Source organism: Halomonas cerina (assembly GCF_014192215.1).
Classification (GTDB): domain Bacteria; phylum Pseudomonadota; class Gammaproteobacteria; order Pseudomonadales; family Halomonadaceae; genus Halomonas; species Halomonas cerina.
The window spans coordinates 46,074-63,226 of the sequence record NZ_JACHXP010000010.1; the positions used below are offsets into that span (position 1 = coordinate 46,074).

At 67.4% G+C, this 17,153-nt stretch carries 21 protein-coding genes; 18 read left to right on the forward strand and 3 right to left on the reverse strand.

The window, feature by feature from the left end:
* Nucleotides 1-43: 43 nt before the first annotated feature.
* From hypF to FHR94_RS11180, 8 genes are read left to right on the forward strand one after another with little or no spacing between them, the layout of a single operon-like run.
* Nucleotides 44-2,446 carry a carbamoyltransferase HypF gene (gene hypF / locus FHR94_RS11145; protein WP_221188459.1) on the forward strand — a complete coding sequence of 801 codons (2,403 nt, stop codon included), beginning with the start codon at nt 44-46 and terminating at the stop codon, nt 2,444-2,446.
* Nucleotides 2,437-2,730 (forward strand): HypC/HybG/HupF family hydrogenase formation chaperone, encoded by a 294-nt coding sequence (locus FHR94_RS11150; RefSeq protein ID WP_183325796.1) that lies wholly within the window; start codon nt 2,437-2,439, stop codon nt 2,728-2,730. Before hypF ends, FHR94_RS11150 begins: the two co-directional genes overlap by 10 nt.
* A complete protein-coding gene (locus tag FHR94_RS11155; RefSeq protein WP_183325797.1) occupies nt 2,723-3,409 on the forward strand; it encodes a D-sedoheptulose-7-phosphate isomerase in 687 nt (228 codons plus the stop codon). The genes FHR94_RS11150 and FHR94_RS11155 overlap by 8 nt, the downstream gene beginning before the upstream one ends.
* Entirely contained in the window at nt 3,406-4,548 is a 1,143-nt protein-coding gene (gene hypD, locus FHR94_RS11160; protein WP_183325798.1) for a hydrogenase formation protein HypD, read from the forward strand. The genes FHR94_RS11155 and hypD overlap by 4 nt, the downstream gene beginning before the upstream one ends.
* The gene (gene hypE, locus FHR94_RS11165; RefSeq protein WP_183325799.1) at nt 4,545-5,624 is read left to right on the forward strand and encodes a hydrogenase expression/formation protein HypE; all 1,080 of its coding nucleotides are present in this window, start codon (nt 4,545-4,547) and stop codon (nt 5,622-5,624) included. The genes hypD and hypE overlap by 4 nt, the downstream gene beginning before the upstream one ends.
* A gap of 29 nt (nt 5,625-5,653) precedes the next feature.
* On the forward strand, nt 5,654-5,995 hold the full coding sequence (locus FHR94_RS11170; RefSeq protein ID WP_183325800.1) for a hydrogenase maturation nickel metallochaperone HypA/HybF: 342 nt from the start codon (nt 5,654-5,656) through the stop codon (nt 5,993-5,995).
* Nucleotides 5,995-6,819, forward strand: coding sequence for a hydrogenase nickel incorporation protein HypB (hypB, locus tag FHR94_RS11175; RefSeq protein WP_183325801.1), 825 nt, complete (start codon nt 5,995-5,997; stop codon nt 6,817-6,819). The genes FHR94_RS11170 and hypB overlap by 1 nt, the downstream gene beginning before the upstream one ends.
* A 12-nt stretch (nt 6,820-6,831) precedes the next feature.
* Complete coding sequence (locus FHR94_RS11180; protein ID WP_183325802.1) at nt 6,832-7,317, forward strand: SRPBCC family protein; 486 nt, start codon at nt 6,832-6,834, stop codon at nt 7,315-7,317.
* An 88-nt stretch (nt 7,318-7,405) separates the two neighbouring features.
* Here the strand turns inward: FHR94_RS11180 and FHR94_RS11185 are convergent, their stop codons facing one another.
* Nucleotides 7,406-8,134: an aspartate racemase/maleate isomerase family protein gene (locus FHR94_RS11185; RefSeq protein WP_183325803.1), complete on the reverse strand. Its 729-nt coding sequence runs from the start codon at nt 8,132-8,134 to the stop codon at nt 7,406-7,408.
* Between the two features lie 283 nt (nt 8,135-8,417).
* Here FHR94_RS11185 and FHR94_RS11190 point away from each other — a divergent pair, with 283 nt between their 5' ends.
* The 4 genes from FHR94_RS11190 (at nt 8,418) to FHR94_RS11205 (ending at nt 10,849) form a co-directional block, all read left to right on the forward strand.
* Nucleotides 8,418-9,083, forward strand: a complete 666-nt coding sequence (locus tag FHR94_RS11190) for a glutathione S-transferase family protein (RefSeq protein ID WP_183325804.1) — start codon at nt 8,418-8,420, stop codon at nt 9,081-9,083.
* 9 nt (nt 9,084-9,092) lie between these two features.
* A complete protein-coding gene (locus tag FHR94_RS11195) occupies nt 9,093-9,956 on the forward strand; it encodes an SDR family oxidoreductase (RefSeq protein WP_343064666.1) in 864 nt (287 codons plus the stop codon).
* A 127-nt stretch (nt 9,957-10,083) separates the two neighbouring features.
* Complete coding sequence (locus FHR94_RS11200) at nt 10,084-10,473, forward strand: gamma-glutamylcyclotransferase family protein (RefSeq protein WP_183325805.1); 390 nt, start codon at nt 10,084-10,086, stop codon at nt 10,471-10,473.
* Between the two features lie 52 nt (nt 10,474-10,525).
* Nucleotides 10,526-10,849, forward strand: coding sequence for a hypothetical protein (locus FHR94_RS11205; protein WP_183325806.1), 324 nt, complete (start codon nt 10,526-10,528; stop codon nt 10,847-10,849).
* 32 nt (nt 10,850-10,881) lie between these two features.
* On the opposite strand, the gene FHR94_RS11210 is transcribed toward FHR94_RS11205, so the two are convergent.
* Complete coding sequence (locus tag FHR94_RS11210) at nt 10,882-11,889, reverse strand: M20/M25/M40 family metallo-hydrolase (RefSeq protein ID WP_183325807.1); 1,008 nt, start codon at nt 11,887-11,889, stop codon at nt 10,882-10,884.
* Nucleotides 11,890-12,082: 193 nt separating this feature from the next.
* On the opposite strand from FHR94_RS11210, the gene FHR94_RS11215 reads away from it, so the two are divergent.
* From FHR94_RS11215 to FHR94_RS11240, 6 genes are all read left to right on the forward strand, one after another.
* Nucleotides 12,083-12,361 carry a peptidylprolyl isomerase gene (locus FHR94_RS11215; protein WP_183325808.1) on the forward strand — a complete coding sequence of 93 codons (279 nt, stop codon included), beginning with the start codon at nt 12,083-12,085 and terminating at the stop codon, nt 12,359-12,361.
* Nucleotides 12,362-12,487: 126 nt separating this feature from the next.
* Entirely contained in the window at nt 12,488-12,694 is a 207-nt protein-coding gene (locus FHR94_RS11220) for a DUF6494 family protein (protein ID WP_183325809.1), read from the forward strand.
* Nucleotides 12,687-13,631, forward strand: a complete 945-nt coding sequence (locus FHR94_RS11225) for an ABC transporter ATP-binding protein (RefSeq protein ID WP_183325810.1) — start codon at nt 12,687-12,689, stop codon at nt 13,629-13,631. The genes FHR94_RS11220 and FHR94_RS11225 overlap by 8 nt, the downstream gene beginning before the upstream one ends.
* The gene (locus FHR94_RS11230; protein WP_183325811.1) at nt 13,628-14,389 is read left to right on the forward strand and encodes an ABC transporter permease; all 762 of its coding nucleotides are present in this window, start codon (nt 13,628-13,630) and stop codon (nt 14,387-14,389) included. The genes FHR94_RS11225 and FHR94_RS11230 overlap by 4 nt, the downstream gene beginning before the upstream one ends.
* A 148-nt stretch (nt 14,390-14,537) precedes the next feature.
* Entirely contained in the window at nt 14,538-15,125 is a 588-nt protein-coding gene (locus FHR94_RS11235; RefSeq protein WP_183325812.1) for an NAD(P)H-dependent oxidoreductase, read from the forward strand.
* Between the two features lie 248 nt (nt 15,126-15,373).
* Complete coding sequence (locus FHR94_RS11240; protein WP_183325813.1) at nt 15,374-16,696, forward strand: GGDEF domain-containing protein; 1,323 nt, start codon at nt 15,374-15,376, stop codon at nt 16,694-16,696.
* Here FHR94_RS11240 and trxC read toward each other — a convergent pair.
* On the reverse strand, nt 16,611-17,063 hold the full coding sequence (gene trxC, locus FHR94_RS11245) for a thioredoxin TrxC (protein ID WP_425485371.1): 453 nt from the start codon (nt 17,061-17,063) through the stop codon (nt 16,611-16,613). The two genes, FHR94_RS11240 and trxC, sit on opposite strands and share 86 nt — an antisense overlap.
* Between the last annotated feature and the right edge of the window lie 90 nt (nt 17,064-17,153).

Consider the following 17,153-nt stretch of genomic DNA (forward strand, 5'->3'; position numbering starts at 1 on the left):
GGAGGGTGACCGGCAGAGCGGCATGGCGACACGGGAGAGCAACGTGGCGACAGCAATGCAACACCCCGGGCCTCTGGCCTCGGCGGTCGGTGTCGGTGGCGAGGCGATTCGGGTTCGGGGGCTGGTGCAGGGGGTCGGCTTTCGCCCCGCGGTGTGGCGCCTGGCACGCGACCTCGGGCTCACCGGCGAGGTCCGCAACGATGCCGAGGGGGTGCTGATCCGCCTCTGGGGCGAGCGCGCGGTCCGCGAGCGCTTTCGCCGTCGCCTGCCTGACGAGGCGCCCCCACTGGCGCGCATCGATTCGCTCGAGACCACGCCGCTCGACGACGGGCCACCGCCACCGAGGTTTCACATCGCCACCAGCGCCGGTGGCGAGGTGCATACCGGGATCGTGGCCGATGCCGCGACCTGTGCCGCCTGCCTCGCCGAGGTGTTCGACCCCGCTGATCGCCGCTACCGCTATGCCTTCGCCAACTGCACCCACTGCGGTCCGCGCCTGTCGATCGTGCACGCGCTGCCCTATGACCGCGCCGCCACCAGCATGGCGGCCTTCCCCCTGTGCCCGCGCTGCCGTGCCGAATACCACGACCCGGCAGACCGCCGCTTCCATGCCCAGCCCACTGCCTGCCCGGCGTGCGGCCCACGACTGTGGCTGGAAGCCACCGGCGCAGAGCCGTTCGCGCCGCATACCGACCCCCTCGCGGCCACGCAGCGACTGCTCGAGGCCGGGCATATCGTGGCCATCAAGGGCATCGGCGGTTTTCACCTGGCGGTGGACGCGACCCACGACGCGGCGGTAGCGCGACTGCGACAGCGCAAGCGGCGTCCCGACAAGCCCCTGGCGCTGATGGTCCGCGATGTCGCCATGCTGCGGCGCTACTGCCGGCCGACCGACGACGAACACGCCCTGATGCAGGGTCCGGCCGCGCCCATCGTGCTGCTCGCGGCCGAGGGTCCCGAGACCCTCGCCCGGGGCGTGGCGCCCGGCCAGCGCCATTACGGCGTCATGCTGCCCGCGTCACCCCTGCACCACCTGCTGATGGCCGACCTCGAGGCGCCCATCGTGCTGACCAGCGGCAACCGGGCCGGTGAACCGCCATGCCGGACCAACCAGGAGGCGCGCCAGCGCCTGGCCGGCATTGCCGACGCCCTGCTGCTGCACGACCGCGACATCGTCGATCGCCTCGACGACTCGGTGGTGCGCTGGGTGGCCGGGGTCCCCACCCTGCTGCGACGTGCCCGCGGTTACGTGCCGACGCCCCTCGCCCTGCCTGCCGGCTTCGAAGCTACCCCATCGGTGCTGGCCCTGGGTGGTGAGCTCAAGCATACCTTCTGCCTGCTCAAGGATGCTCAGGCGCTCCTCTCCGCGCATCTCGGCAACCGCCATGACGCCACTGTTGACGCCGCCCACCTCCCGACCCTGGCACGCTACCTGGCGCTGTTCGACCATCGCCCGCAGGTGCTGGCGATCGACCCCCACCCCGACTACCGCTCCAGCCGGGAAGGCCGCGACCGGGCCGCCGCCGAGGGCCTCGCCTTGGTCGAAGTCCAGCACCACCATGCGCATCTCGCCGCCTGCCTGGCCGACAACGGCCTTGCCCGTAACAGCGCCCCGGTGCTCGGCATCGCCCTCGATGGCACCGGCTATGGCGATGACGGCACGCTGTGGGGCGGGGAGCTCCTGCTTGCCGACTACCGCGGCTATCGGCGCCTCGCCTCCCTGGCACCGGTCGCCCTGCCCGGCGGTACCCAGGCGATTCGTCAGCCCTGGCGCCTGGCCTATGCCCACCTCTACCGTGGCTTCGACTGGGCCGCACTGGCGGCCGACCATCGTCATCTGGCGTTCTTCCAGGCGCTGGAGGACCAGCCGCTGGCAACCCTGGCCTGCATGCTCGACAGCGGCTTCAACAGCCCCTCGAGCAGCGCCTGTGGCCGACTCTTCGACGCCGTGGCCGCACTGCTTGGTCTGTGCCTGACGGTGAGCTACGAGGGCCAGGCGGCCATCGAGCTGGAAGCCGCCGTCGATCCCCGGGCGCTGGACGACGGCCACGCCTACCCGTTCACCATCGTCACCGAGAACGGCCTGCCTCGCCTCGAGCCGCAGCCGATGTGGCAGTCCCTGCTCGACGACCTGTGCCGGAACCTGCCGATTGGCGTCATGGCGGCGCGCTTCCATGCCGGCCTGGCCGACGGTCTGGCGGCGATGGTGGACCATCTGCAGGGCCAGCATGGCGTGATCGGGGCCGGACGCATCGCGCTGTCCGGCGGCGTCTTCCAGAACGCGGTGCTCGGCGAGGCGCTGATCCAGCGGCTCGAGACGCGCGGCTGGCAGGTGCTGCGCCACGAGCGGGTCCCGACCAACGACGGCGGCCTGAGCCTGGGGCAGGCCATTGTCGCCGCCGCGCGCACCCTCGCCCCCCCAGAGGACAGCTCATCATGTGTGTAGGCATTCCCGGCCAGATCGTGGCCATCGTCGATGCCGCGACCGATACCGCGACGGTGGAGATCGGTGGCACCCGCCGCGCCATCAACATCGCCTGCGTGGTGGAGGGGCGACCGCACGCCGCCTGTGTCGGCGAGTGGGTACTGGTGCACGTCGGCTTCGCCATGAGCCGGCTCGACGAGGACGAGGCCCTCAAGACCCTCGAGCTGCTCCAGGCCTTAGGCGAGATGAACGAGGAACCCTGCCTGCGGCAGGACACACCGGCTCGCGGAGACCGACATGGCTGACGACACCGACCCCTTGCGCGATCTCTATCCTTTCCTGCACGGCGATCGCCAGGATCCCGACGCGGTGAATGCCGCCTTGCTGGAGTCCGTGCACCAGAAGGCGGCCCACAGCCTGGAGGTGAAGCGCGACTTCTTCGCCCGCAACGGCCAGGCGGTGGTCGAGGCCGCCCGTGCCATCGCCGCCGTCTACCGTCGCGGCGGGCGCATGCTGGCGATGGGCAACGGCGGCTCGAGCTGCGACGCCGCCCACTTCGCCGTGGAGTTCCTGCACCCCATCACCACCGGTCGCCCGGCGCTCACCGCCATCAACCTGGCCAGCGATCCGACCATGCTGACCGCGGTGGGCAATGACGTGGGCTTCGCGCATGTCTTCGTGCGCCAACTCATCGCCCTGGGCCGTCCTGGAGACGGCCTGATGGGATTCTCCACCAGCGGCAACTCGGACAATCTGCTCAAGGCCTACGCCAAGGCCCGCGAGATGGGCCTGACCACCCTCGGCCTGGCCGGCGGCGATGGCGGTGAGATGGTCCGCTGTGCCGAGCTCGATCACTGCCTGGTGGTGGCCACCGACAGCATCCACCGGGTGCAGGAAGTGCATGTGGCCACCTACCACATCCTCTGGGACCTCGTGCATACCCTGCTTGCCGATGAACGCGGCGGACTGGAGACGCCCCCATGAAGTATGTCGACGAATTTCGCGATCCTCACAAGGCCCGGCTGCTGATCCAGCGCATCGAGGCGCTGGTGGCGCGCAACCCCGTCTGCCGCCGGCGCCCGCTGCAGCTGATGGAGGTCTGCGGCGGCCACACCCACTCGATCTTCAAGTACGGTATCGAGCAGCTGCTGCCCCGGGAGATCGAGCTGGTCCATGGACCTGGCTGCCCGGTGTGCGTACTGCCCATGGGCCGCGTCGATGACGGCGTGGCCCTGGCCGAACACCCCAACATCATCTTCACCACCTTCGGCGATGCCATGCGCGTGCCCGGCTCGAGGAAGAGCCTGATGCAGGCCAAGGCCGAGGGCGCCGATGTCCGCATGGTCTACTCGCCGATGGATGCCCTGGCGCTGGCCCGCGACCATCCCGACCGCGAGGTGGTGTTCTTCGCCCTGGGCTTCGAGACCACCATGCCCTCTACCGCGCTGACCGTGCTGCGCGCGGAGGCCGAGGGCCTCGACAACTTCGCAGTGTTCTGCAACCACATCACCATCATCCCCACCCTCAAGGCGATTCTCGACTCGCCGGAGATGACCCTGGACGGTTTCCTGGGCCCGGGCCATGTCAGCATGGTCATCGGCAACGCCCCCTACGCCTTCATCGCCCGGCACTATGGCAAGCCGCTGGTGGTCTCCGGCTTCGAGCCGCTGGATATCCTGCAGTCGATCTGGATGGTCATGAAGCAGCTCGATGAAGGCCGCTGCGAGGTGCAGAACCAGTACCAGCGGGTGGTGCCCGAGGCCGGCAACGCCGCCGCCCTGCAGGCCGTGCAGCGAGTCTTCCAGTTGCGCGAGTTCTTCGAGTGGCGCGGACTGGGCTCCATCGACCATTCCGGGGTGCGGCTGCGCGATGCCTATGCGCGCTTCGACGCCGAGCGCAAGTACTCGGTGCCCAACCTCAGGATCGCCGATCCCAAGGCCTGCCAGTGCGGCGAGGTACTCAAGGGGGCGATCAAGCCCTCGCAGTGCAAGGTGTTCGGCACCGCCTGCACCCCGGAGACCCCGCTGGGCTCCCTGATGGTCTCCTCCGAGGGCGCTTGCGCGGCGGTCTACCGGTATGGTCGCCTCGATCTGGTCGACGTTCTCGGGGAAGGCCAGCCATGACGGATGCCATCCATCGGCCGACTCCCGGTCGTCGCCTCCGCCGCGGCAAGGTCCGCGGCGACACCATCACCCTGGCTCACGGCAGCGGCGGCAAGGCCATGCGTGACCTGATCGACGATGTCTTCGTCGGCGCCTTCGACAACCCGGCCCTGGCACCGCTGGAGGACCAGGCGCGCCTTGCGCTGGCGGACCTGACGCGACACGGCGATCGCCTGGCCTTCACCACCGACACCTACGTGGTCGACCCGCTGTTCTTCCCGGGCGGCAACATCGGCGAGCTGGCGGTCAACGGCACCGTCAATGACCTGGCGGTCGGCGGCGCCCGCCCCCTGTACCTGTCGTGTGGCGTGATCCTCGAGGAGGGCTTCCCGATCGCCGACCTGCGGACCATCGCCGGCGCCATGCAGCGGGCCGCGGCCGCCGCCGGGGTGTCCATTGTCACCGGCGACACCAAGGTCGTGCCGCGCGGATCGGCCGACAAGCTGTTCATCAACACCAGCGGGGTCGGAATGATCGCGCCGGGGGTCGAGATCGCCGCCGAGCGGGCCCGCCCCGGCGACAAGGTCCTGGTCAACGGCTTCATCGGCGACCATGGCGTGGCGATCCTCGCCGCGCGCGACGACCTGGCCCTGGAGGTGCCCATCGAGAGCGACAGCCAGCCGCTGAACGGCCTGGTCACCACCCTGCTCGAGGCCTGCCCCGAGGTGCACTGCCTGCGCGACGCCACACGAGGAGGGCTGGCCACGGTGCTCAACGAGTTCGCCCTGGCGGCCGGGGCCTGCGTCGCTCTCGATGAGGCGACGCTACCCGTACGCGAAGCGGTCAGGGGCGTCTCCGAGATCCTCGGGCTCGACCCGCTGTACTACGCCAACGAGGGCAAGCTGGTGGCCGTGGTGCCCGCGGCCTGTGCCGACACCGCCCTGGCGGCGATGCGCGCCCACCCGGCGGGACGCGACGCCGCACTGATCGGCGAGATCAGAGACGGCCCGGCGGGCAGGGTGATCCTGCATACCGGCTTCGGCGGCGGGCGCATCGTCGACATGCTGGTCGGCGAACAGCTGCCGCGCATCTGCTGAGCCGGCGCCACGAACGGGGAAGTGCGCTTATGCATGAACTCGCCATCACCCGGAACATCGTCGAGGCGTGCCGCGCGCGCGCCGGGAACGCCCGTGTGCTGTGCGTGACCCTGGAGATCGGCACCCTGACCTGCGTGATGCCCGAGGCCCTGCGCTTCTGCTACGAGATCGTCACCGACGCCACCCCGCTGGCGGGCTCCGAGCTGGAGATCATCCGCCTGCCCGGTATCAGCCGCTGTCGCGACTGTGGCGGCGAGGTGATCATGCACGACCCGCTCTCCTGCTGCCCCTGCGGCTCGGTCCACCTGACCCCTCCCCAGGGGGGCGACGAGCTCAGGATCCGCTCGATGGACATCGAGGAGGCTGACTGATGTGTACCACCTGCGGCTGTTCCACCGGCGCCCACGCCACCCTCACCGACCCGGCCACCGGCAGGATCCTGCATCTGGAAAGGCCGGACGGCCAGGTGCCCCGACAGGAACCGGCCGATCCGTCCCCCGCGCCACCATCGGCCCCGGCCGAGAGGCATGCCCGGGCCCACGGCACCACCGTGCCTCTGGAGCAGGCGGTGCTGGCCGCCAACGACCGCCTGGCCGAGCGCAATCGCCGCTGGCTGGCCACGCGGCACATCCTGGCCCTGAACCTGGTGAGCTCCCCGGGCGCCGGCAAGACGACCCTGCTGGAACGCACCCTGCGGGAGTTGGGCGACGGCCTGCCGATCGGCGTGGTCGAGGGCGACCAGGAGACGTTGTTCGACAGCGAACGTATCCGGGCCACCGGCTGTCGCGCGGTACAGGTCAACACGGGCACCGGCTGTCACCTGGACGCCGAGATGCTTGCCCGCGCCCTGGGGCAACTCAATCCCCCCCGCCATTCGCTGGTGATGATCGAGAACGTCGGCAACCTGGTGTGTCCCGCCCTGTTCGATCTCGGCGAGGCCGCCAAGGTGGCGATCCTGTCGGTGACCGAGGGCGCCGACAAGCCGCTCAAGTATCCCCACATGTTCCGGGCCGCCCGACTGATGATCCTCAACAAGCTCGACCTGCTGCCTTACGTCGACTTCGACGTGGCGGCTTGCATCGCTTACGCACGACGGGTCAATCCCGACATCGATGTGCTGTCTCTCTCCGCTACCCGAGGCGACGGGCTGGCGGCCTGGTATCGCTGGCTGCAAGCGCGCCTGGCCCGGGTCTAGGGCACGGTGGGCATGACGCACTACCGCTTCGAGACCCGGTGGCGACTCGCCGCGCCCCTCGAGGAGGTCTACCAGGCCCTCTGTCAGCCATCACAATGGCCGACCTGGTGGCCGGGGCTCATCGCCGTGGAATCCCTGAGTGACGGACAAGCCAGCGGCATCGACCGGCGTTACCGATATACCTGGCGCAGCCGCCTGGGCTATCGTCTGCGGTTCGAGGTGCGCGTCACCCGGGTACAGGCGAGGCGGCTGATCGAGGCCGAGGCTCACGGTGATCTGGAAGGCCTGGGACGCTGGGAGTTCGCCGAGAGCGGTGCCACCACCGAGGTACGCTACCTGTGGCGAGTGACGACCACACCGCGCTGGATGAACCTGCTGGCTCCCCTCGCCCGTCCCCTGTTCGCCTGGAGCCACCACGCCATGATGCGCAACGGGGCCAATGGCCTGGCCCGGCACCTGGGGGCACCGCTGCTGGAAAACCGCCACGGGTCGGCCTGAGCTCAGTCACCTGGCCTGCATCGGCGGTGCCTTGCCATGGCGATGGAGGCGCCGCCGGCATCAGCCTTGCCGGAAGGCCGACCGGGCCTCAGCGGTCGGCGAGGCGCCCCAGCAGGGAAACCGGCCGTGATGACCAGGCCAGCCGCTTGAGCCCGGCCCACAGAGTCACCTGGTTGGCAGTCAGCATCTCGCGGCCCGCCTCCCGGACCAGCACTTCGCGCAAATGCAGGGAATTGATCGCCGTGTCCGGCACCAGCAGCGGTCGCGAGGTGTCCGGGTAGCGGGCACAGAAGCGTCGCACTTCACCGCGGAGGTCGGCCCGGTTCGAATCGGCGGCATAAGGGCAATCCAGCGCCTTGTCGTCGACCACGCTGACGCCGCCCTCACGCAGGAAGCTCACCAGCCGCAGGGTGACGTCATCGGGATAGGGGCTCAGCAGGTCCACCCGATCATGGCCAAGCGCGCCCAGCGCTTCGAGGAAGGCCAGCGCCGTGCTGGTGACCGGCACTCCCAGCCGCCGCTCCAGGGCGTCGCGCTGCTCGCGACTCCAGTCGAATCCGCCGATGAAGCTGGCGCTGGTGCAGGCCCAGACCACCGCCCGGGCGCCGCTCTCCCCCACGAGCGCCTCGCCGGCCGGGGCCAGGCGCTCCACGGCGCCTAGCGCCAGCAGCGCCGTCAGGGCGTGGTGGCCGTCGCTCGGGATCTTGCCCACCGCGATCCGCGGCAGCTCGCTGCCTTCGCCACTCACGGTATACCACTCATAGTCATCCGGCCCGTCATCGGGCAACAGGATGCCCAGGCAGGGGTCTTGTGCCATGGCGTCACCTCCGGTCTGATAGAGAAAGTCGGAACAAGGTAAAGTCGGAACAGAAAAAGTTGTGCATCCGGTCAGATGCCGCACCCAGACTAGCGCAGCTGACCGGCCGGATGGCAATCAACATAAGGCGTAGAGGGCAGCGGCGTCATCGAACCCGGCGCAAGATCTCTCCCGGGTCCCTCGACCGTCGCCTACGCTCACCGGGATGGAAAGCAAGGCACAGAAGGCGTCATGTTTTCCTGCCCCGCGACAGATGACCCCCACCACCCGGACAGGACATCCCATGATCAGGCTCCATCATTGCATCAGCGCCCGCTCCTTCCGCCCCCTCTGGATGCTCGAGGAGCTGGGGCTGCCCTATGCACTCAGCATGCATGACTTCCCGCCACGGGTACGCGACGAGGCCTTCCTCGAGACCAACCCGCTGGGCACGGTGCCCGCCTTCTTCGACGGCGAGGTCGGCATGACCGAGTCGGCGGCGATCTGCCAGTACCTCGCCGCCCGCCACCCCGAGGCAGGCCTGGAGGTGGCCAGCGACGCACCGGGCTTCGCCGACTACCTCAACTTCCTGCACTTCGGCGAGGCGACGCTCACCGTTCCACAGACCCTGGTGCTGCGTTACGCCCACTTCGAGCCACCCGAGCGGCGCCAGCCCCAGGTGGTGGAGGACTACAGCCGCTGGTTCCTCTCCCGGTTGCGCACCCTGGAACCGCGCCTGGAGCGCGAACGCTACCTGTGTGCGGGCCGCTTCACCGCCGCCGATGTCTCGGTAGGCTATGCCCTGCTGCTGGCCAGCCACCTGGGGCTGGATGCGCGCTTCAAGCCGGGCGTGCGCGAGTACTGGACGCGCCTGCAGGCCCGCGAGGCCTTCCAGCGTGCCTTGAAGGCCGAGCAGGACGCGGCCCTGGCCCAAGGCGTCTCGCCGGAGACGGCGATGGCGATCCGCTAGGAGACGACAGTGGCACACTCGCGAGACTCGGCAACGCCGAGCATACTGATCACGGGATGTTCGAGCGGTATCGGTCATGCCGCGGCCCACACCCTGTCCGCCCGCGGCTGGCGCGTCTTCGCCACGGCTCGGGCCGAGGCGGATGTCGCCCGGCTCGTCGAGGAGGGCCTGGAGGCCCTGCCGTTGGACCTTGCCAGCAGCCCCTCGATCGAGGCCGCGGTCGACGAAGTGCTGGAGCGCACCGGCGGACGCCTGACGGCACTCTTCAACAACGGCGCCTACGGCCAGCCCGGTGCGGTGGAGGATTTGTCACGGGCGGTGCTGCGGGCCCAGTTGGAGACCAACCTGCTGGGGACCCATGAGCTTACCACCCGGGTGCTGCCGGCGATGCGCGCCCAGGGACAGGGTCGCATCGTGCAGAACAGCTCGGTGCTGGGCTTCGCCGCCCTGCCCTATCGCGGCGCCTATGTGTGCTCCAAGTTCGCTCTCGAGGGGCTCACCGACACCCTGCGCCAGGAGCTTCGGGGTAGCGGCATCCATGTCAGCCTGATCCAGCCCGGCCCCATCACCAGCCGCTTCCGAGAGAACGCCTACCGGGCCTTCAAGGCGAACATCGATCCCACGCACAGCGCCCATGCCACCACCTACCGTCGCGTGGAGGCCCGCCTGGCCAACCGCGAAGGCAGGGCGCCCTTCACCCTGGAGGCCGAGGCAGTGGTGGCCAAGCTGATCCACGCCCTGGAGAGCCAGCGCCCACGGCCTCGCTACGCGGTGACCCTGCCCACCCACCTGTTCACGGCACTGAAACGTGTCCTGAGCACCCGGGGCCTGGACCGAGTCCTGCTGCGTTCGACGCGGGACGAGCGAGAGTGAAGGCGACAAGGCGAGAAAGCAGCGCCTATCGGACCACGTCGTCCGGCGGCCGGTAGAAGGCAAACTCGTGTACACCGGGTTAGACTGGTCGACCTTTTCCCGTCGGGTCTTGCCTAGGAGACCGGCCATGTCCGCACCCGCCATCGCCGTCACTCGCACTCCCCTGGTCGCCGTCTACGGCACCCTGAAGCGCGGGCTGCGCAACCATCATTGGCTGAAAAGCGCCGAGTTCCTGGGCGAGGACCGCCTGACCACGGCCACCCTCTATGATCTGGGGCCCTATCCCGCCGCCAAGCCCGAGCCTTCCCGAGGCGTCGAGGTCGAGGTATTCCGGGTCACCGCACCGCTGCTGGCCGGCCTCGACCGGCTAGAGGACTACCGGCTCCGCACCCCCTGGGCCGGTGACTACCATCGTGCCATCCATCCCACCGCCTTCGGCCCCGCCTGGCTCTACCTCTACAACCATCCTGTGACGGGCTGTCCGGTGATCCGCGAAGGAGGTTGGCGACCACGCTAACGCCTTGCCTGTGATATAACCCCCGACTCGATACGTCACCAAGGAGGAGGCCATGGGTCGTTTCATCTTTTCTCTGATACTGCTGGCCGGACTGGCCTACGGCGGGCTCTATGTCTACTACGGCGAGACGGTGCAACAGGCGGTCGATGAACGCCTCGACGGGCTGGGCCTCACCGCCGTCGAGGTGGAAGGTGTCGACTTCAGCCCTCTCGCGCCCTTGGGTAGCGACGCGCGGATCACCGCCGAGGTCACCTACCAGGGCGCCGCGGCCACCCTCGATCTGCGGCTCACCGGCCATCCGCTGTTCTCGGAGGAAATCCGCCTGGAACTCGACGGGTTGCAGGCGCTGAGATTGACGATCGGGGCCGAGGGCTGACAGGCGTGCGGTCTGCCGTGAAGTGACTGCCCTCACTGCGTCGCCAGGTCGATGATCGCCGCCGCCAGGGCCTCGGCCAGCCGGGCCATGGCCGGGTAATCCAGGGTATCCGGCGAGTCACCGGGACCGTGGTAGTAGGGAGTACGGAAGTCGGCGGTATCGGTAAGCATCATGGCCGGATAGCCCATCGTCCAGAACGCCCAGTGATCCGAGCGCTGGATGTCGCCAACGAGTTGCGTGGGCACGGCCAGGCCTTCGGTAGGCAGCGTGGCATGCCGGCGCAGGGCGCCGACGACTCGCCTCACCCAGGCCCTTGACGCCAGGTTGCCCACCCCGGCCACGAAGTTGCCGGTGTCGGGATAGAAGTAGCCGACGAGTGGCGGGTAGCGCTGGCTGTGGGGAGCATCGGTGTAGTAGCCCAGCATCTCCAGGGAGATCATGCCCAAGACCTCCTCGTTCGCGTCACGCAACCGGCGCGCCAGATCCAGGCTGCCCATGGCCGGGCTGCCGAAGAACGGCGCCTCCTCGTTGACGAAGGCCACCAGCCGGACGGGGCGGTCGAGTGCCGTGCCCTGCAGGCGTCTTGCCACCTCCAGCAGGATGGCCACACCGGAGGCATTGTCGTCGGCGCCGGGGCTGCCACGCACCGTGTCGTAGTGGGCACCGATGATCAGCGTGGCGCGTTCCGCGCCATCCCCCGCCAGCCTGACCTCGATGTTATCGAAGCGGGTACCGCGGGCCGGAACGGCCTGCCGGACGGGATCGAGGCCGGCGTCACGCCACTGGCGTTCGATATAGGTGGCCGTCTCGCGCAGCTTATCGGGCCGCCAGTAGTGACGCTCGCCGATCCGCTGGCTCAGGATCAGGACATGGCCGCGGAGGCGATCACGCAGGGCTATCCCCTCGGCGTCCAAGGGCGGCGGTGTGACGCGGTAGGAGGTGCCCGGCATGTGCATGATGAGCCAGTAGCCGGCGAAAAGCGTCACCAGGACGATAACCAGCAGCACCCCGAGCCCCGCGATGACGACCTGCCATCTCATGTCGACGGCCCTCCCCTGCAGACGTTGGCCGACGCCGGCGACTCATCGACCAGGCGTGCGATGACCCTTGCAAGGTAGCAGTGCCGAAAGAAACGGGCAGCGCCGGGAGCCGTCGAGTGTCCCGAGGGGCAACAAAGCATGCTACGCTCGCAGCCTCAAGGCCGATCACGCCAGTCATCCTTTGGAGAACCCCATGACCCAGGCAAGCGCACGCCACATCCTGGTGGACAGCGAAGCGAAGTGCAATGAACTCAAGACCGAGATCGAGGGCGGCCGCGACTTCGCCGAGGTGGCCCGTGAGCATTCCCGGTGCCCCTCCGGCCAACAGGGTGGCGAGCTCGGTACCTTCGGCCCGGGACAGATGGTTCCCGAGTTCGACAGGGTGGTGTTCGAAGGCGAGCTGAACCAGGTTCACGGCCCGGTGAAGACCCAGTTCGGCTACCACCTGCTAGAGATCACCAGCCGCCGCTGAGCAGTCGCCCACCTCGGTTGGCGCCGTGCATGGCCTCCATGCACGGCTTTTTCTTGTACAGCCCCTGTATCATTTCGCCAGTCGCGCTAGGATGGGGAAGTATGCCATCCGACAGGAGGAACGCAGATGAATGACGAGACCTTCAAGCACAGCATCCGCAAGCTGCTGAAGACCGTTGGGGTCCAGTCCCAGCAGCAGATCGAGCAGGCGGTGCAGCAAGCCCTCGACGAAGGCCGCCTCCAAGGCAACGAGTCGCTGCCTGCCATCGTCACGCTCAAGGTGGCGGGACTCGACCTGGACGTCGAGTTTATGGGGGACATCGAGCTTGAGTGATACCCCGGTGATCGCCGTCGAGGGGCTCTCAAAGGTCTATGACGGTGGCTTCCAGGCGTTGAAAGAGGTGGACCTGGCGATTCGCCGTGGCGAGATCTTCGCCCTGCTCGGCCCCAACGGCGCCGGCAAGACCACGTTGATCAGCGTGATCTGCGGACTGGTCAATGCCAGCGCCGGGCACGTCTCCGTCGACGGCTACGACAATGTCCGCCATTTCCGCGAAGCGCGCTCGCGCATCGGTCTGGTGCCCCAGGAGCTGACCAGCGAGGCCTTCTCCACGGTATGGGACACGGTGAGCTTCAGCCGCGGGCTGTTCGGCAAGCCCCGGGACCCGGTCCATATCGAGAAGGTACTGAAATCACTCTCCCTGTGGGACAAGCGCCGTAACCGGTTGATTACCCTGTCTGGCGGCATGAAGCGCCGGGTGCTGATCGCCAAGGCGCTGGCCCACGAGCCGGAGATCCTGTTCCTCGATGAGCCCACCGCCGGGGTCGACGTGGAACTGCGCCGCGACATGTGGGAGGTGGTGCGTGGCCTGCGCGACAACGGCGTGACCATCATCCTTACCACTCACTACATCGAGGAGGCGGAGGAGATGGCCGACCGCATCGGCGTGATTCGTGCCGGTGAGCTGGTGCTGGTGGAGGAGAAGCACGAGCTGATGCGAAAGCTCGGCCGCAAGGAGCTGACCCTGCACCTTCGCGAACCCCTCACCACGGTGCCCGAGCGGCTGGCCCACCACGACCTGAGGCTGGCCGATGACGGCCACGCCCTGGTCTACACCTACGACGGCCGCCATAACGGCGACGACGACCAGGCCGGCATCGCCGACCTGCTGGCCGATCTGGAAGAAGCCGGCATCCACTTCAAAGACCTCCATACGCGACAGAGCTCGCTGGAGGAGATCTTCGTCAGCCTGGTTCGGGAGAAGGCATGAACCTGCAGTCCGTGAAGACCATCTATCTGGCCGAGATGGCCCGCAGCCTGCGTACCGTGCTGCAGAGCGTGATCTCACCGGTGATCTCCACTTCGCTCTACTTCGTGGTGTTCGGTGCCGCCATCGGCACCCGCATCAGCGAGGTGGACGGGGTGAGCTACGGTGCCTTCATCGTGCCCGGGCTGATCATGCTGATGCTGCTGACACAGAGCGTCTCCAACGCGTCCTTCGGCATCTTCTTCCCCCGCTTTTCGGGGTCGATCTACGAGATCCTCTCGGCACCGATCTCGTATTTCGAGATCGTACTGGGCTTCGTCGGCGCGGCGGCCACCAAGTCGGTGATCCTGGGACTGATCGTGCTGGCCACGGCCAGCCTGTTCGTGCCCTTCTCCATCGCCCATCCGGGGATCATGCTGCTGTTCCTGGTGCTCACCGCTCTGACCTTCAGCCTGCTGGGCTTCATCATCGGCATCTGGGCCGACGGCTTCGAGAAGCTGCAGCTGGTACCGCTGCTGGTGATCACCCCACTGACGTTCCTCGGCGGCACCTTCTACTCCATCGACATGCTGCCCCCCTTCTGGCAAGCGGTGACCCTGATCAACCCGGTGGTCTACCTGGTCAGTGGCTTTCGCTGGAGCTTCTACGGCATGGGTGACGTCAGCATCTGGGCGAGCCTGGCGATGATCATGTTGTTCCTCGGCATCTGCCTGGTGGTGGTGAACGTCATCTTCCGCAGCGGCTACCGCCTCAAGCCGTGAGCCGGATGCCCTCGGTGAGGGAGCTCAGTCGGCTGTGCGGGGCTTCGGCGGGTCGGTGCCAGTGCGGTATCATCGCCGCCTTTCCACGGCGAGCCGACACCAGGGAGCTATGCTGATAGCGCATCGTTTTGCAACCCGGAGGCCTGCCATGACTCGCTGCATCCTGCTTCTTCAGGGCCACCCCGACCCGGCGGCGTCCCACCTCTGCCATGCTCTGGCTGACCACTACATCGCCGGTGCCCAGGAGGCAGGGCACGAGGTCAGACAGGCGGTTATCACCCGCCTGGACTTTCCCCTGTTGCGCAGCGCTGAAGACTGGAAGGAGGGCCGCGTCTCGGAGGGGCTTGCGGCGGTGCAGCAAGATATCGCGTGGTGCGACCACTTGGCGCTCGTCTTCCCGCTGTGGCTGGGTGATATGCCGGCGCTGGTGAAGGGATTCCTGGAGCAAGTGATGCGCCCGCACTTCGCCTTCGAATACGTGGAGGGCAATCCCCTGGGACGCAAGGGGCTCAAGGGCCGGTCGGCCCGGGTCGTGGTCACCATGGGCATGCCGGCAGCCATCTATCGGCATATTTACCGGGCACACAGCATCAAGGCCCTCGAACGTAATGTGCTGGGTTTCGTGGGCTTCTCGCCCGTGCGTGAGACCTTGATCGGCTCGGTCGAATCCCTGAACGAGAAGGCAGCGAACAAGTGGTTCACACGACTGGAAAAACTAGGAAGCAAGGCAGGATAAAGACTTAAATATTAGCAATTTACACTTAAAACTTCCGCAGTAAGCAATAACTTACAAGTCACGCCATATATCCGCGATATCCTCTCTAGGTCACTGGCATCCTGAAAGATTCATGACCATGCTTGCTGGGGCCTGTCCTTCTGCACTGCGAGGGATACGCCCCCTATGGCCTCTACGTCGCCGGAAACAGGAATGCGTCAGTGCTTTCTGTTGCCGAGGAAGACGAGGACTTCAAAGGAACGTGACGCATGGCTGCCGAGTCAATCGATCACCGAGTGAATAAACGCCTGGACTGGCGCGCCGAGTTCTGTGACCCCGCGCTCGAGGCCTTCTTCCGACGCAGCATGCAGGCGCACGATGCCTGCCAGATGCGTCATGCGCTGTGGGTGATCGCTTGTCTGTTCCTCACCTTCAGCCTGGCCGACTACACCCTGGTCGAGGCCGACGAGGCCTTCACGGCGTTGATGGCCATGCGGCTGACCGTCGCCCTGGCCTGTGCGCTGCTGGCCATGGCGGTCTGGCAACGCCCCTCACTGGCACAACGCACCCTGCCGATCAATGTGGTGTGCCTGTTGACGATCACTGGCCTGCTGATGACCTTTCGCCTGAACCCGGAGGGTGCCCTGCTCCACCTCGCCTCCGTCGTCTCCGTCAGTATGGTCCTCTACCTATTCGTGCCCAACCGCCTACCCTGGAGGCTGGCCGGTAACGCCTATCTGGTCTCGGGGTGCATCGTCGCCATGCTGCTCTGGTCCATCCTGCCCTCGTCCCTGCTGGCCACCAGTCTGCTGCTGATGGCCTTCGTCAACCTGCTGGGCTGGATGACCGTCAACCGTCTGGGCCGTTTGCAGCGCGAACAGTTTGCCCTGTTGCTGGAGGAGCGAAACACCAATCGCCGACTCGAGGTGGAGATCGCCGAACGCAACCTCCTGGAGGAGCGCCTGCGCCACATGGCAAGGATCGACCCCCTGACCGGCGTGGCCAACCGGCGGCGCTTCTTCGAACTCGCCGAGCAGGAGCGTCGCCGGGCGAACCGTGACGGCACGCCCCTCTCCCTGTGCATGGTCGATATCGACCATTTCAAGGCCATCAATGACCGCCATGGCCACGCCATCGGTGACTTGGCTCTGACCATGGTGGCCGCCCGCTGCCAGTCGGTGCTTCGCGAGAGCGATATCATCGGCCGCTATGGGGGGGAGGAGTTTATCATCGCCCTGCCGCTGGCCAACCTGATCACTGCCCGGAACATTGCCGAGCGACTGCGCCACGCCATCTGCCGCCAGCCACTGGACGTCGACGGCCTTTGCCTCCCGCTGACGATCACGATCGGTATCAGCCGGGTCGACGACAGCGAAACCGGCCTCGAGGAGAGCCTGCAACGCGCCGACCGGGCCCTCTATGCCGGCAAGGCGAGTGGGCGCAATCGGGTCGTGGTCATGTCGCCCGAGGCACCCGGCGTTCCCTTCACTGGGACACCGCCGCGCCTCATACCCGTTGCGACTGCAGCCAATGTCGCAACTGCGGCGCCTGCAGAAGCCCGGGCTGGCGAGCCACCTCCTGGCCCTGCCTGAACACGATCAGGGTGGGGATGCTGCGGATACCGAAGCGGCCGGCCAGCCCTGGCTCGGCCTCGGTATCGAGCTTGGCGAAGCGCAGCCGGGGCTCAAGCTCCCGGGCCACCTCGGTGAAGATCGGGGCCATCATCTTGCAGGGACCGCACCAGCTGGCCCAGAAGTCCACCACCACCGGCAGCTCACTGCGGTTGACGACGGCCTCGAAGTTGTCCGAGGTCAGCGCCACCGGTTCACCGGTGAACAGCGCCGCCTTGCACTTTCCGCATCTCGGCCCCTCCTCCAGCCGTGAGTGGGCGACCCGATTGAGGGCGCTGCAATGAGGGCAGGGGATCTTCAAGAAGTCTGGCATCTGGGCGTCTGACATGGGGAGGCTCCGAACCGGCATTGCTGGCCCCGACTATGGCGCCGACCCGGCAGAGGATCAAGTCGAGCGGCGTCGTGCCCTGTCGCCATG